Here is a 14467-nt window from a genome sequence, read left to right on the forward strand (position 1 = left end):
ATGGGGTCAGCTTGCAAGGCGGGACGTAGGGCGTGCTGATAAGACCCGGGCGTCAAAAGCTTGCGCCCCCGGCAGGGCTTGCCAGGCCGAGGGGCCGCCGGCAATTTCCCGAGCACTCAGCAGGCAATTGTCCAGCTCGCGCTGCAACGCGTGGGTGTCCAGGTTCTGGCCAATAAAGACCAACTCCTGCCGGCAGTCGCCGACAACGCTGTCCCACTTGGCCATGATCCTGTGCAACCGATACTCATCCCGTGGCCATTGCGGCTGCTCGATGAAGTTCCACCAGTGCCCTACGTAATCCCATTGGAACTGTTTGCCGCTTTGTACCAGCAGGCCGGTTTCCAGGTGTCGGCTGGCGAGCCAGAAGTAACCTTTGCTGCGCAGCAGCCGCCCGTTGCACCAGGGGCGCTCGAGAAAGTTGAGCAAGCGCTGTGGGTGAAAGGGCGCTCGTTCGCGGTACACCCAGGAAGTCACGCCATAGGTGTCTGATTCGGAGGCGGGGGCATCGCTGGCCTCCATGCTTTTCATCCAGCCCGGCGACGCTGCAAGGCTGGGTAAATCAAACAGGTGCGTACCGAGGATGGCGGGCAGCTCAACGTTGCCGTGGGCCATCGGCACGATCCGCGCACTGGGGTTAAGACCGGTGAGGATCGCGTGCAACGCCTGGTAAGCGGCCTCGTCGATCAAGTCCAGTTTGTTGACAAGAATGACGTTGGCGTACTCCACCTGCTCAATCAGAAGATCGGCCAGATGGCGTTGGGGGGCGTCTTGCTGTGCGTCATCGCGGGCCACGGTATCCGGTGACTCCAACAGCGCCTGGAAACGGCTGGCATCGACCACCGTCACCAAGGTATCGAGCCGCGCCAGTTCGCTGAGGCTGAAACCCTCGGCGTCAAGGAAGGCGAATGTCTCTGCGACCGGCATCGGCTCGGAAATCCCCGTGGACTCGATCAGCAGGTAGTCGAAGCGCTGCTGACGTGCCAGGGCACTGATCTGCTCCAGCAAATCAGCGCGCAGCGTGCAGCAGATACAGCCATTGCTCATCTCGATCAATTCATCTCGGCCACGGTGCAGCGACACATCGCGCTGCACCTCTGCGGCATCGATGTTGACCTCGCTCATGTCATTGACGATGACCGCTACCCGCAGCCCTTCGCGATTGCGCAGGATATGGTTGAGCAGGGTGGTCTTGCCGGCGCCGAGGAAGCCGGAAAGCACGGTCACCGGCAGTCGGCCCGCCTGGGCGCCGTCCATCATACCTTCACCGCTCGATTGCCCTGGGCGTGGTCCAGGTAGCTTTCGAACAGGTCGACCACCACGAAGCCCTCGTCTGCCGCATCGCCCCACAGGTCTTTGGTGTGGAACTCGACATGGTAGGTGGGCTGATGCGCCGCACTCGTATCGCCATGGCCTATGGCGTCCGGGAATGGCCATTTTTCTGATGTGCGATGCAATACCACGCCTTGCTTGCCGCGCACGTAGGCCGGCATGCGGATATGCCCGGCCACGTATTCGTCCCGCACCACCACTCGGTCGCCGACCTCAAAGGGGGCGCGACCGGTGATCGCCGCTCGACCTTGAGCGTGCGCCGGGTTCGCCAGCTTGAAGTGCGAACCCAGCGCCTGGTCGAGTTCAGCCTGGGTGATGACACCGGTTTCGACCAGCAGGGTGGCGGTCGCGATAACGTAGCGTTCGTAGTACTGGGTGCCGACATGTTGGCGAACATCCAGGCGTTCGACGGCGTGACGCACTTCGTCCACGCTGAACTTTTTCAAGTGATCGGCACCGATAAACATCAAGCTGTAGGCCAGGTGCTCCCAGTCCTGCTTGAACACCTGTTTGTAACTCAGGCTATTGATGGTGTGAGGGACTTTGCCAAAGCCTTGGAAACCGCCGAGATCGTGAAAGCCATCCATAATAGAAACTCCGGGAATTGAACGAAGATGCGCTGTTTTTCAGTCAGCGCGGGGCAGGGCGACGCCAATCAGCACGTCTTTGGTCACCAGTGCCTGAAGCTGCTCCTCACTCATGTGCTCGCTGCCTTCAGGCCTTAGCGGCAACACCAGATAGCGGGTTTCGGCGCTGGTATCCCAAACCTTGACCACCACGTCACTGGGCAACTCGGTGCCCAGTTCGCGCAGTACGGTGCGGCCCTCCCGGACCAGGCGGGCACGGAACTCGAAGCCCTTGTACCACTCAGGTGGCAGGCCGAGCACAGGCCAATTGGTGCAGGAGCACAGGCTGCAGACAATGACGTTCTTAACCTCAGGCGTATCTTCCAGGGCGACGATGTATTCGCCCTGCGGGCCGGTATAGCCGAACTGGGCGCATGCAGCGGTGCCGTCCTTGAGTAACTGCGCCCGGAACTGCGGGTCGACCCAGGCCTTGGCGACCACGCGGGCGCCGTTTTGAGGGCTCCAGCCGTGTTCCATCAATTGCGTGAGCTGCTCGACGTAGCCCTGCGGGATGAGTTCCTTGCTCTTGAGCACTTGAAACAATGCCCAGGCCCGTTCACCGGGGGTTGAAGTGCTCGCAGGCGTAGAAGTGGATGCACTCATGGGGTATCTCCTATCAGTCAACGCGGTTGTGGTGTGATTGAAACGTGCCGGTCTTTGTTATTGTTTTTCAGGTAAGCCACTCAGAGCGTGCGCCAGTCCGCCGAGGCCTCAAATGCTGCCGCTGCTTGGTAAATCGTGCCTTCGCCATAGTGTTTGGCGACGAGCATCAACCCCACGGGAAGGCCGTCTACCAGGCCGCAAGGGATCGACATGGCCGGATGCCCGGTGATGTCTTGTGGCGCTGTGTTGCCGATCATTTCCAGTGCCCGCGCCACGTATTCGCTGATCGAACAGCCTGCGGCCGGGTGGGGTTGGGCCGTGATGGGAGTGGTTGGCATCACCAGCAGGTCATAGGTCTGCAGCGCCTTGTCATAGCTTTGCCGGGCAAAGCGGGCGAGGTTTTGTGCCTTGGCGTAGTAACGCCCGTTGTAGTGGTTCAGTCCGTATTGGCCGACGAACATGCACAGCTTGAGCGATGCGGATAATTGGTCGGCCTGCTCGCGCCAACCGGCTTGTTTGTCCAGCAGGCCGACGTCGTACAGGCCTTTCCAGTTAAAGCCTGCGCCGTTGCCATGCATCATTTGCATGGTCAAGCCTTCGCAACCGATGGGGTGCCACAGTGCCCCGGCCAAGTCGTGTTCGGGAATGGATACTGGCTCGATATGCGCACCCAACGCCTCAAGGCGGGCGATAGCCTCACGCACCTTGTCCGCCACACGGGCATCCTGGTTGGCCAGCGCGAATCCCTCCTGCAGCACACCAATTCTGAGTCCGCTCACCCCCCGTTCCAGGTAGCTGCAATAGTCATCGACCTGAGGCGCCGCCTGGCGCGGGTCGAGACCATCGGAACCGGCCATGGCCTGCAGCATCAGCGCGTTGTCGCGCACGTTGGCGGTGATGGGGCCGACATGATCGATGGTGGCTTCAATCGCCATGATGCCGGTGTAGGGCACCAAGCCATGGGTCGGCTTCATGCCGTAGGTCCCGCAGAACGCCGATGGGATGCGTATGGAGCCGCCCTGGTCACCGCCTACGGCGATATCCACTTCGCCGGCGGCGACCAGTGCGGCACTACCCGACGACGAGCCGCCCGCGGCATAACCGTGGCGATGGGGGTTGTGCACCGGGGCGGGATCGGAAGTGTGGCTGCCGCCCGACAGGCAGTAGTGCTCGCACGTGGCTTTGCCGAGGATGGTTGCGCCGGCATTGAGCAAACGCGTGACCACGGTGGCATCAAAACCCGGCACAAAACCTTCCAGCGGTGCGGCACCGTTCATCATTGGCACGCCGGCCAAGGAGACGTTGTCTTTGAGCGCGACGGTTTTGCCCGCCAGCAGGCCGTCGCGGGCGCCATTGACTTCGGTGCGGTAATACCAGGCATTGAGCGGGTTCTCCCTGTTCGAGGGGCGATAGCCCGCACTGCGGTCGTAACGGATGGGGGGCACGAAATCACACAGCTCGTCGACCAGGTCGTATGCATCGAAACTCGATTGCATCAGCTCCAGGTAGGACGCTGCCTGCTCGTGGGTCAACTGCATGTTCAACTGCGCCGCGATGGCTAGCAGTTGATCAAGTGTGGGACGAATAATGGCCATGGTTTTCCTGTCTTTTATCAGTTCAGTCCGGGTAGCAATAGCGACCAAATTAGGCTTCTATTGCCGCATGCGCATGGTTGAGCAGGACACTCATTTGGCTGAGAAAGACATCGGGACTCAGAACACTTTCAACACGCGCAGATTCAAGCGCGCGCCTTCCTTGAAGCCTTGCTCAACCTCGATGTCCTTGCCCAGCTGGGCCTGGATCTGCAGGGTTGGGTCGATGAAATGAGTGACCGTGAAGCGGGCGTAGGAGGTCGAGACACCATCGTGCTGGTCAACACCGTCCACGGTGGTCGCGGCCCCGCTGACGTAACCCCCGCCGAGTGCGAATGTGGTGCTTGGCGTCCAGTTGTAGCGCACGGCCGCCTGGTACTCGTAGCGCGTGTTTTCTTCGAGTTTTGCGCGGGTGGCGCCAAAGTCGTTATTGGCCGAGACCCAGGACACGTCGGCGACGGTGTCCAACGCCCACTGAGCGGAGAAGTGGTGGATATAGGCCGCTTGCAACGTCGCCCGCCAGCGGTTCTCGCCCAGGTTCAAGCCATCGTTTTTGTTGTAGCTGCCGACGGGGATGTAGAGGTAAGGGGCGATGGCAAACACATCTTTGTTTGCGGTAGGTAATGTCCACTTCAGAGGGGCGGTGATGATCGGGTCACCCACGCCATGGGTGTGGCCCAGCGCGCCGACATCGCCCGAGGCGTTCATATAGCCGAACGGCAGCAGAATCTGCGGTTCCCATGAAAGGTTCTCGGAAACCCCTATGGCATGGATATAACGCAGGATGCCCACGTCGGAGCTGAGCTTGGCATTGTCGGAGGTTCGATGGCCGTTGCGATAAAGATCGGACCTGTCGGCGTGTTGGTAGTAAAACAGCACGGCATCGGCCCCTGCGGGCAGCGGTTCGAAATCCCCCGGCGATACTTCAAGGGCCTGGCTTTTTGCAAACGGCAACATCCCCAGTACAAGTACGAGTCGACTCAGTTTCATGGTCGCTCTCCTTGCGCGACAGCAGCATCGCGTAGCATTCCGGTGTGCGGGTGGCAGTTGATGTACTCGAAGATCTGGCTTTTGGCGTCCGATACCGACACTTCGTGGTACAGCCGCAACTTCTGCAAGCCCGCGGCCACGCGGAAGAACGTCACGAAGATACGCAGGTGGGTGGGGTGGGATTCGGCCCAGCGTTCGAGTTTCTCCACCGAGCGCCAGTGACCGATGTTGTAGCTGACGTCGAGAAAGTTGCCGTCCAGGTCGATATTGCGCACGAACCGGTTGCTGTAGCAGCCCAGCGCTTGGCCGTTCTCACGCAGGAAGTCCATGCCGTCTTGCAACGTCGGCAGGATCTCGTCGAGGTACAGTGAGCGTTCGTCCGCCTCGGCGTCGGCCCAGTCCTGGCCGGAACGAATCAGCGTGAGGTTGTCATGCCCCAGTACCACGACCCGTCCGCCTTTGGCAGGATCACCGGCGATCACTTGCAGCTCGCTCGTTGGCTTCATCCAGTCCGTTTGCGAGATTGGGAAACGGTCGCGCATCGAACCCCAGTAACCGTGCTCTTCGATTTCGCCGCTGGTTGTATCCATGACTGCGCCGACACCGGGCAGGTTGTCCTGGAAGGCGTAGAGTGTTTCGAACTGCTCAGCACGCGGTGCGCTGATTTCACGGAAATAGCCCAGGCCGTCGTTGAGCCTGTCCTGTGACGTCCACCAGTCGTTCACCGGCGCACAGCGCAACCAGCGGCAGTGGGCCGCCGGGCTCTTCCAGTAGCCGACCACTATCAAGTTATCAAAGCCGCTGCTGTCGGTGTGGTGGGTCAAATCATGGGTCTGTGGACCATCGGCCAGGTCGAAACTGGCGACGATGTGCCGCATGGCCTGGAGTGCCGCTGCGCGCTGCGCCTCGCCTCGATACTGCACGCCGAGGTAGGCCATCACCACTTGTTCCAGCTGCTCGTCGGCGCGTGCGACCCACATCGGGAACGGCGGTTGATACTCGTCGGGTACACGGCGCGATAGGGTGCGTGGGCATTTGAGATGTGTGTCGATTGCAGATTCCATCTTGAGCTCCTCGTTATGGTTCAGGCCTACGGTTGGGCTTCAGTGCTTGCTTGATTGACCGCGCTTGGCGATCTGGCGTCGGTGCAGCAGCTTCATGGACCCCCACTCAATCAACCAACAAGCCGACTCTTCGGGGGCCAGATCGCGCCTGTGCAAAAGCCAGGAGGAATCAGCCAATCGTTGTGAATAGTCTCGATGCATGGCGTGCCTCATCAGCGGGGGGTAGGGCTGCTGTGAGGAGAAAACTAGGCGTGACGGCGAGGGGCCGCTTGGTTCGTCGAGACAACCGCTTGGTTGGAAAAGACAACGCCGCAATGGGCGCCACAGCGGTGATCCGCGTTGGTGCGCCAGCCTCCAACGCTCAGGGTTCTGTGCCTCTTAATGGTGACAGTGAGGGGGCAGGGCGCCGCGATGCACACGTGAGCGCGACCCTGAATGTGCTTGGCCTGTTAATTGCTAGCGCTGACACGCCGGTTACACTTTTTCCAGCGCTTACTGCATTGCTGTACCGAGGCCAGTGCCATGAATCCAAGCACTCAATATTCAACCCTTGCCGTTGCTGCACCACGTCGCTTTGATTACTGGAAAGAAGTGGTCTGCCGCCACTGCCTGGCGGCCGATAGCAAACCCTTGTCCCAGAGCAGTTTCGATGGCGCGCTGGCGATCAACAGCCTGGGCGGTCTGGACATCTGTTCACTGTCATCGCCACTGCATTATTGGGAACGCTCCGAACGGCATCTGCGCAGCGGTCCCGCCGAAGATTTATGGTTGGGTTTCGTGCGAAATGGCCATGGCCAGATTGAACAGGGCGCAAGAAAAGCCAGCCTGGCAGTTGGCAATTTGTTTCTTTATGACGCAACTCAAGCGTTCCGATTCAGCTTCGGTGGTACCGAAAACCACCTGGTCCGTATTCCGCGAGCATTGCTGACCGAACGCCTGCCGCGTATTGCGGAATACACCGCGATGGTCCTCGACGACCGCAGGCCAGGGGTGATTCCTTTGCGCGAAATGTTGCGCCAGGCGGCGAGCGCCCCGGCATCGTTGCAGGATGATTCCATCTCCAATCGTTATTCAGAGGCGTTGCTCGACCTGCTGGTAATCAGCCTGGAGCTCCAGGACCTGAAGGCTACCCACCAGGAGCTGGACCTCTATGGCCGCATCATGCAGTACATTCAACGGCACTTGACCGAGCCGGACCTGTCGATTGAAGTCATCGCCCAGGCCCACAATGTGTCCACCCGCACCGTCACGCGGGCCTTTGCGCGTTACCAGAAAACCCCCGTTGCAGAGATTTGGAAGGAACGCCTGAATGCTAGCCGTGAAGCGATCGAGCGCGGCCAGGTGCGCAGTGTCTCCGAGGCGGCGCTGGACTTCGGGTTTTCTGATTTCTCCCATTTCAGCCATGCGTTTCGCAAGGCGTTCGGTGTGGCGCCGAATACGCTTTTACGCCGCGATTGAAACTGCCAGACACTGACAATTATCCTGTGGCAAGCCCGCTCGCCACGGCCACAGGCATTAAAACTCGGTAATGACCGTTACTCCAGCCGTCTCGAACCGGTCCATATTGGTCAGCGCGTCGATAGACTGCTCCAGGCTGATGGTCTTACCCACGAGTTTTTCAGGCGCCAGCTTGCCTGAGGTGATCATCTCGATCATTGCCCCATAGCGATGCGCTTGCATCCCGTGGCTACCGTAGATTTCAAGTTCGTGCGCGATAACCTTGCTCATGGGGATTGCCGGCGTGGCGTGATCAGCCAGCATCAGCCCCACCTGGACGTGCTTGCCGCGACGGCGCAGGTTGCTGATGGAGTTGAAACACGTGGTTGGGTGACCCAATGCGTCCAGCGATACGTGGGCACCGCCCTGGGTGATTTCCAGCACGGCTTCGGTGACGTTCGCGACGCACTGGGCATTCAGGGTGGCGACAGCGCCGAGTACGCGTGCCAGGTCGAGTTTATCCTGGGAAATATCGATGGCGATCACGTTCGCGCCGATGGCGTGGGCGATCATCACCGCAGACAGACCTACTCCGCCGCAACCGTGAACCGCGACCCATTGACCGGCGCTGACTTTGCCTTGGTCAACCACTGCACGGAACGAGGTGGCAAAGCGACAACCCAGGCTTGCAGCGGTAGCAAAATCCATGCTTTCAGGCAGCGCGACCAGGTTCAGATCGGCCTGATGGATACCGACGTATTCGGCAAAAGAGCCCCAGTGAGTGAAGCCTGGCTGGAACTGCGTGTGGCACACCTGTTGATTGCCGCTGTTGCACTCGGCACAAGCACCACACCCGCCCACGAACGGCACGGTCACGCGATCACCGACCTTCCATCGCGTGACATCGTTACCCACCTCGGCCACGATGCCCGCCAGCTCGTGCCCGGGTACATGCGGCAGTTCAATGTCGGGGTCATGGCCTTTCCAGCCATGCCAGTCGCTGCGGCATACGCCGGTGCCAAGCACTTGAATCACCACACCATGCCGTTGCGCAGAAGGATCTGCCACGTTCATCAGGCGCGGCGGTTTGGCAAAGGCTTCGTAGACGACTGCTTTCATTCAAATTACCTATGTTTGGATGGGCGGTGCGACTCAACCGGCTGCTGGTCATCCTCGGTTCGCTTCGAAACGTGATGATCCAGGCATTGCCAATTATGAATGAACGCCTTGAAATTACCCTTCAAGTTGCAATTGACGGATCAATAGATCTGAAATTAATCTTCGTTTTTTGGCCTTAATATGAGGAGTTATTTCATGATCGAGCAGCTCGATAAGGCAGACATTGCAATAACGGAACGTTTGCAACGCGACGGCAAGCTGTCGAATGTCAAGCTGGCCGAGCAACTGTCCCTCAGCGAAGCATCCTGTTGGCGCAAGCAGAGACGGCTTGAGGAATGCGGTGTTATCGAGGGGTACCAAGCCATTCTCAATCGAAAAAAACTAGGGCTAGGCCTGAAGGCCTTTGTTCAGATCTCTTGCACTGATCACAGCGAAGAAGCCACGGCGACGTTTGAAAAGATTATTCTGGCGGCCCCACAGGTCCTGAGTTGCCACAACACGACGGGCGAGGCGGACTTTTTGCTTGAGGTAGTTGCCCGGGACCTGGACAGCTATAGCCGCTTTGTCGAAAAAGTGCTGAGAAAGCTCCCTGGCGTTTTAAGTATTCGCTCCAACCTCTCCCTGCGAGAGGTGAAGACCACCAATCGGCTGCCCGTCAGCGAGCTCTTGAGTATCTGAATGCTGTCAGGACAGACGCGAAGATAATGCTGCAGGTGGCTGACAAACTGACAGCCGACTCAACTAAACTCCACCAGAGCTGCTCCCGACAGCGCCTGGTGAGACGTCATGATTGCCCATACCCCCACGCTTTTTGCCTGCGTCGCCTTAGTGGCGACGATCATGGCGTTTTGTCTGATATTGGTCGGCCAGTTCAACCAGCGTGACGGCTTGCTGACCATTGGCTTTGGTTTGCTGGCACATGCCCTGGCCTACATTGGCTATACCTTGTACGGCCACGCCCCGTTGTGGTTGACCTATGGGGCTGCGAACACATTGTTGGCGGTCGCGCTGGCCTTTTACGGGGCCAGCGTATTTCGGATCGTTGAGTTGCGCGTCCGCTGGTGGCGGATATTTGCGCCTGCTGCATTGATGCTCGTATTGATGGCAAGTCTGATCGATACGCTGGAGCCGCGAATGCTCGCCGCCACGCTCGTGTTGATGGTGCAGTGCGCCTTGATCATCTATTGGACGCGCCGCTACGTACCCGCTCAGGGGCGTGCGCGCATGCTGTTGATCATTGGATCAAGTATCAGCCTGATCGGCCTGGGCATGCGGGTGATCGCCATCATCGGCGGAGGGGCTGCCGAGATGCGCTATGACGTCAGTAACCTTAAGCAAACCATCTCAGTCAGCATTGGCACGTTCACCGCGATGATGATCTCCCTCGGGCTGGTGCTGCTGGCCAAAGAGCGCAGTGAGTCGTTATTCCAGCGCCTGGCGTTGCGTGACGTGCTGACCGGCATTCTCAATCGCAGAGCCGTCCTCGAGCAGTTTTCCAAAGAACTGGAACGCGCGCGTCGAGACGCCTCCTACCTGGCGGTGGCCATGGTCGATATCGACCATTTCAAGCAAATCAATGATGTACATGGGCACCTGGCGGGTGATGAGGTGATTTGCCACTGCGTCAATCAACTCACCCAGCGAATTCGTGAGTCCGACAGTATCGGTCGTTATGGTGGTGAGGAGTTTCTGGTGCTGCTTCCCCGCACCAGCCCCGAAAACGCCGTGGCGGTTCTGGACCAGTTGCGCAGGGCGGTCGCTGAGTCTCCGGCTCGGTTTGGCGAGGCAAGCATCCCATTGCGCATCAGCATCGGTGTTTGCTGCGTGATGCCAAACGAAGATGACACCACGGCCAGCCTGCTTGCCCGTGCGGATGCCGCTCTTTATGAAGCCAAGGGGTTGGGGCGCAATACTTTGTGTTTGGCACCGCCGCAGGTGCATCGCGATAACACGGCACCGCTCACGTCATTGAGCGCTAGGTGAAACATGAGCTAACGTTCATGCATGCGCCTTCCTGATAATTCGCTGGATCCTGCCCCTATGAGAGACCTGCCGCCCACCGCCACCTTGCGCGCATTTGAAGCTGCCACCCGGCACTTGACCTTTACGTCGGCCGCGCAGGAGCTACATGTTACTCAAAGCGCGGTCAGTCACCAGCTCAAGCACCTTGAGGCGCTGTGGGGCGTGCAGTTGTTTGAGCGTGGCAAGGCGTTACGCCTCACGGCTGCGGGGGCTGCGCTGGCGCCGATCGTGCGGGAGTTTTTCATCAGCCTGGAGGCGACTCTGGGGGATTTGCGCGAGCAAAAAGACAGGGGTTCGACTCAGCGTCAGCACCACCTATTCCTTCGCGCTCAAATGGCTGCTGCCACGCTTGCCGCGTCTCTCTCGTCAGTACCCCGAGCTGCTGGTCTCGCTGGACACCACGGATAAAATAATCCACTTCTCCCACGGCCAGGCTGATGTTGCGATCAGGCTCGGCAAGGGCAACTACCCCGGTCTGCATTCTGAGTTCCTGTTTGGGGAGCAGGTGTTTCCTGTGGCCAGCCCCGAACTGTTGCGGCGCGTCGGGACTCCGCAGAGCCCCGCAGACCTGTTGCATTTCCCGCTGCTGACGCGCGATGGTGCCGAGTTGGTGCCTAAATGGGAGGTATGGTTTCAAGCCGTCGGGCTGGCCTATTTGCCGCTCAAGGAGAGCGTCAGATTTGGCGATACCAACATGACGGTCGAGGCGGCCTTGCTCGGCCAGGGCGTTGCATTGGTGCGCAGCGGGCACGTCGAGAACGAAATCAGCGATGGCCGTTTGGTGCGGTTGTTTGATGTGCCGCTTCCATCGCCATTGGCTTACTACTTCGTTTGCCCCAAGGGCATCGAATCGCAGCCGCACATCGCCAGCTTTCGCCAATGGTTGGTCGGCGAGGCACTTAAAGTCCAACGGCTGGATGAGTGAATTATGAGTATCCGCTCATGCTGCGATGAGGAGACTTCGCTTTAGTCCCGGCGCGGCATTGCCTAAAGTGGCGCATGCCTATTCCTATCATCTTCCTCGTGCTTTTCGCCGCGCTCCTGCATGCCAGCTGGAATGCGCTACTGCGTAGCGGTGCCGATCGGTTGTGGTCCATGACGGTGATGTGCATTGCCATCGCCATTACCAGTGTCGTCGCCGCAGCGTTCATGGTGCCCCCGCGATTGAGAGCTGGGGCTACGCGGTGCTTTCGGCGTTGCTGCATGTGGGCTACAACCTGTTCCTGGTGCGCAGTTACCGGGTCGGCGACCTGGGGCAGGTCTATCCGATTTCACGGGGTTCGTCGCCGGTGCTGGTTACCTTGGGGGCCGCCGTTTTTGCCGGAGAAAGCATCACGCCCGGCCAATTGCTGGGGATTGCGCTGGTGTCAGGCGGGATTATTTCGTTGGCCTTCAGAGGGCGCAGTCTGTCGGTTCCCAGCTTGCCCTATGCGCTGGGTACGGGCGGCTTTATCGCGGCCTACAGCGTGGTCGACGGCATCGGCGCCAGGCTCTCCGGCGCGCCGCTTGCGTACACCGTGTGGATGTGCGCTCTGTGGGGCGTGCTAATGCCAGTGGTCTACATCGGCCTGCGTGACACCCGCAGCTTGTTCTGCGTCCGGCCCGGAACAGTGACCGCGTTGGTTGGCGGGCTGGTCTCTTTGCTTGCGTATGGAATGGTCATCTACGCCATGACCGAAGCGCCCTTGGGGGCGGTATCGGCATTGCGCGAAACCAGCGTGCTGTTTGCGGTGTTGATCGGCTATGTGTTTCTCGGCGAGACGCTCACCGCGCGCCGGATACTGGCATGCGCAGTGATCGCCAGCGGCACCCTCATCATCGGCTGATACAGCCAACAGCGCAGGAGCTATATCTCATGGTCAACGTCTCACAGGCACCGCTGATTCTGATCACGGGTGGAAGTCGTGGAGTGGGGGCCGCAACCGCCCGGCTGGCTGCGGCAAGAGGTTATGACGTGGCTATCAGCTACGTTGCCAACGAGCCCGCAGCGCGGGCGGTGGTTGCGGATATTGAAGCGTTGGGGCGCAAAGCCTTGGCGATGCGGGCAGACAGTGCGGACCCCCAGCAGGTGGCCGATTTGTTCGCGGCCATCGATCGCACGTTCGGCCGCATTGACGTCCTGGTCAATAACGCCGGGATGCTGGCGCCTCAGTCACGCCTGGAAGAGCTCGGCTTCGAGCGTATGCAGCGCATCTTTGCGGTCAATGCGATTGGGCCAATTCTCTGCGCGCAACAGGCGGTAAAGCGCATGTCTTACCGTCACAACGGCCCGGGCGGCGTGGTGATCAATGTTTCATCGGCATCCGCGCGCCTTGGCAGCCCCAATGAGTACGTCGACTATGCGGCGTCAAAGGGGGCGTTGGAGACGTTCACCATTGGCTTTGCAAAGGAAGTGGCTCGGGAAGGCATACGCGTCAACTGTATTCGCCCCGGACATATTTATACCGACATGCATGCCAGTGGCGGTGAGCCGGGGCGGGTCGATCGTGTCAAGGACTCGATCCCCATGGGGCGGGGCGGACAGCCGGAGGAAGTGGCCCGTGCGATTCTATGGTTGGCGAGCGCCGAGGCATCGTTCGTTACCGGTACATTCCTGGACGTAACGGGCGGTAAATGAGTCAGAGGCACGGATCATCGACTCGGTTTCAAGTAACAGCGGGTTGCCTCACCTTACGACTCAATCCAGGTGTTTTGCCCGTGATGCGCTTGAATGCACGACTGAAAGCGGCCTGCGATGTATAGCCCAAACGCTGCGCTACCTCCTCAATCGGTAGCCTTTCGAGGGTCAGCCACTGGCTCGCAAGCCGCATTCGCAGTTCGGTGACATAGCGTAGCGGGGCCATGCCAATCGTCAGTTGGAAGCGGTCCGCGAAGACCGAGCGTGAGGTATTGCAGTGCTCTGCCAACTGCGCAACGGTCCAGTCGCGGCCCGGTTGCTGATGGAGCGCAAGCAGCGCGCCGGCCAAGCGTGGATCGCGCAAGGCGGCGACCAGGCCCGAGGCATTGCCGCAGGCGCACTCCACCCAACCGCGCACGACCATGGCAGCCACCACGTCGGCCAAGCGCGCGAGGATACCGGCGAAGCCGATACGTGCGGCGCTAACTTCGCGCTCCATGGTTGTCAGGATCGGTACCAGGCCGGGGTAACGCTGGCCGCCGGCATCAATCAGCATCAGGCCCGGCATCAGCTTGCCAAGGCCATGGATACTGCCCAGTTCAAACTCCATACAACCACTGAACAAAATAGTGCTCGGCGTGGGGCTGGCATCGGCGTCGGCATCCACTGCGCTGACGGTGTCACCGAGCGGGGCGCCGTGTAGACGGTCGATGTCTATAACAGGCGCGTGCGGATGTGAAAGCAGTTGATGGGCCGCGCCATGGGAGATGAACACGGCGTTGCCGGCAGACAGCTCGTAGGTGGTGCCATCCTCCATGCGCAGCACCGCGTTACCGACGGCGATGAAGTGGAACCAGGCGTGCCCAGGTTTTTCCGGGAAGCCCAAACCGAAGGCGGGGCCTGCCTGGATACGCCGGTATTCGACGCCACGCAGGCGCATGCCACGCAATAGCTCGTTGATGAGGTCTGAGGAGAGAGCAAACTGGTCAGCAGGCATCGTTCAGGTGTTTTGGTCAAAAAGTAGAGATTTTCAATCATAGATCATCCAGCTTACGGCGCCTAGACTTC

At 59.8% G+C, this 14467-nt stretch carries 12 protein-coding genes and 2 pseudogenes; 6 read left to right on the forward strand and 8 right to left on the reverse strand.

Annotation, left to right across the window (positions count from 1 at the left end; all coding sequences use genetic code 11):
• Window positions 1-6 precede the first annotated feature (6 nt).
• From JTY93_RS12605 to oxdA, 6 genes are all read right to left on the reverse strand, one after another.
• Window positions 7-1257, reverse strand: coding sequence for a GTP-binding protein (locus JTY93_RS12605; protein ID WP_205477586.1), 1251 nt, complete (start codon window positions 1255-1257; stop codon window positions 7-9).
• Window positions 1254-1916 carry a nitrile hydratase subunit beta gene (gene nthB / locus JTY93_RS12610; RefSeq protein ID WP_205477587.1) on the reverse strand — a complete coding sequence of 221 codons (663 nt, stop codon included), beginning with the start codon at window positions 1914-1916 and terminating at the stop codon, window positions 1254-1256. The genes JTY93_RS12605 and nthB overlap by 4 nt, the downstream gene beginning before the upstream one ends.
• Window positions 1917-1955: 39 nt before the next feature.
• Window positions 1956-2558 carry a nitrile hydratase subunit alpha gene (gene nthA, locus JTY93_RS12615; protein ID WP_205477588.1) on the reverse strand — a complete coding sequence of 201 codons (603 nt, stop codon included), beginning with the start codon at window positions 2556-2558 and terminating at the stop codon, window positions 1956-1958.
• 80 nt (window positions 2559-2638) lie between these two features.
• Window positions 2639-4153, reverse strand: a complete 1515-nt coding sequence (locus JTY93_RS12620; protein ID WP_205477589.1) for an amidase — start codon at window positions 4151-4153, stop codon at window positions 2639-2641.
• Window positions 4154-4270: 117 nt separating this feature from the next.
• Window positions 4271-5140 (reverse strand): transporter, encoded by an 870-nt coding sequence (locus JTY93_RS12625; protein ID WP_205477590.1) that lies wholly within the window; start codon window positions 5138-5140, stop codon window positions 4271-4273.
• Window positions 5137-6204 carry an aliphatic aldoxime dehydratase gene (gene oxdA / locus JTY93_RS12630; RefSeq protein ID WP_205477591.1) on the reverse strand — a complete coding sequence of 356 codons (1068 nt, stop codon included), beginning with the start codon at window positions 6202-6204 and terminating at the stop codon, window positions 5137-5139. Before oxdA ends, JTY93_RS12625 begins: the two co-directional genes overlap by 4 nt.
• Before the next feature lie 522 nt (window positions 6205-6726).
• Here oxdA and JTY93_RS12635 point away from each other — a divergent pair.
• Window positions 6727-7662, forward strand: coding sequence for an AraC-like ligand-binding domain-containing protein (locus tag JTY93_RS12635; protein ID WP_070994914.1), 936 nt, complete (start codon window positions 6727-6729; stop codon window positions 7660-7662).
• A gap of 57 nt (window positions 7663-7719) precedes the next feature.
• On the opposite strand, the gene JTY93_RS12640 is transcribed toward JTY93_RS12635, so the two are convergent.
• Complete coding sequence (locus tag JTY93_RS12640) at window positions 7720-8760, reverse strand: zinc-dependent alcohol dehydrogenase family protein (RefSeq protein WP_205477592.1); 1041 nt, start codon at window positions 8758-8760, stop codon at window positions 7720-7722.
• A 195-nt stretch (window positions 8761-8955) separates the two neighbouring features.
• Between JTY93_RS12640 and JTY93_RS12645 the strand changes: the two genes are divergently transcribed.
• The 5 genes and pseudogenes from JTY93_RS12645 (at window position 8956) to JTY93_RS12665 (ending at window position 13399) form a co-directional block, all read left to right on the forward strand.
• A complete protein-coding gene (locus JTY93_RS12645) occupies window positions 8956-9438 on the forward strand; it encodes an Lrp/AsnC family transcriptional regulator (protein WP_070994912.1) in 483 nt (160 codons plus the stop codon).
• Window positions 9439-9546: 108 nt separating this feature from the next.
• On the forward strand, window positions 9547-10743 hold the full coding sequence (locus JTY93_RS12650; RefSeq protein WP_205477593.1) for a GGDEF domain-containing protein: 1197 nt from the start codon (window positions 9547-9549) through the stop codon (window positions 10741-10743).
• A gap of 57 nt (window positions 10744-10800) precedes the next feature.
• A pseudogene (gcvA, locus tag JTY93_RS12655) lies at window positions 10801-11707 on the forward strand (transcriptional regulator GcvA).
• Window positions 11708-11781: 74 nt separating this feature from the next.
• Window positions 11782-12608, forward strand: a pseudogene (locus JTY93_RS12660) (EamA family transporter).
• 29 nt (window positions 12609-12637) lie between these two features.
• The gene (locus JTY93_RS12665; RefSeq protein WP_092236603.1) at window positions 12638-13399 is read left to right on the forward strand and encodes an SDR family oxidoreductase; all 762 of its coding nucleotides are present in this window, start codon (window positions 12638-12640) and stop codon (window positions 13397-13399) included.
• A 28-nt stretch (window positions 13400-13427) separates the two neighbouring features.
• Here JTY93_RS12665 and JTY93_RS12670 read toward each other — a convergent pair whose 3' ends face one another.
• Window positions 13428-14396, reverse strand: a complete 969-nt coding sequence (locus JTY93_RS12670; protein ID WP_205477594.1) for an AraC family transcriptional regulator — start codon at window positions 14394-14396, stop codon at window positions 13428-13430.
• Window positions 14397-14467: the final 71 nt, after the last annotated feature.

This window comes from Pseudomonas hygromyciniae (genome assembly GCF_016925675.1).
GTDB lineage: Bacteria > Pseudomonadota > Gammaproteobacteria > Pseudomonadales > Pseudomonadaceae > Aquipseudomonas > Aquipseudomonas hygromyciniae.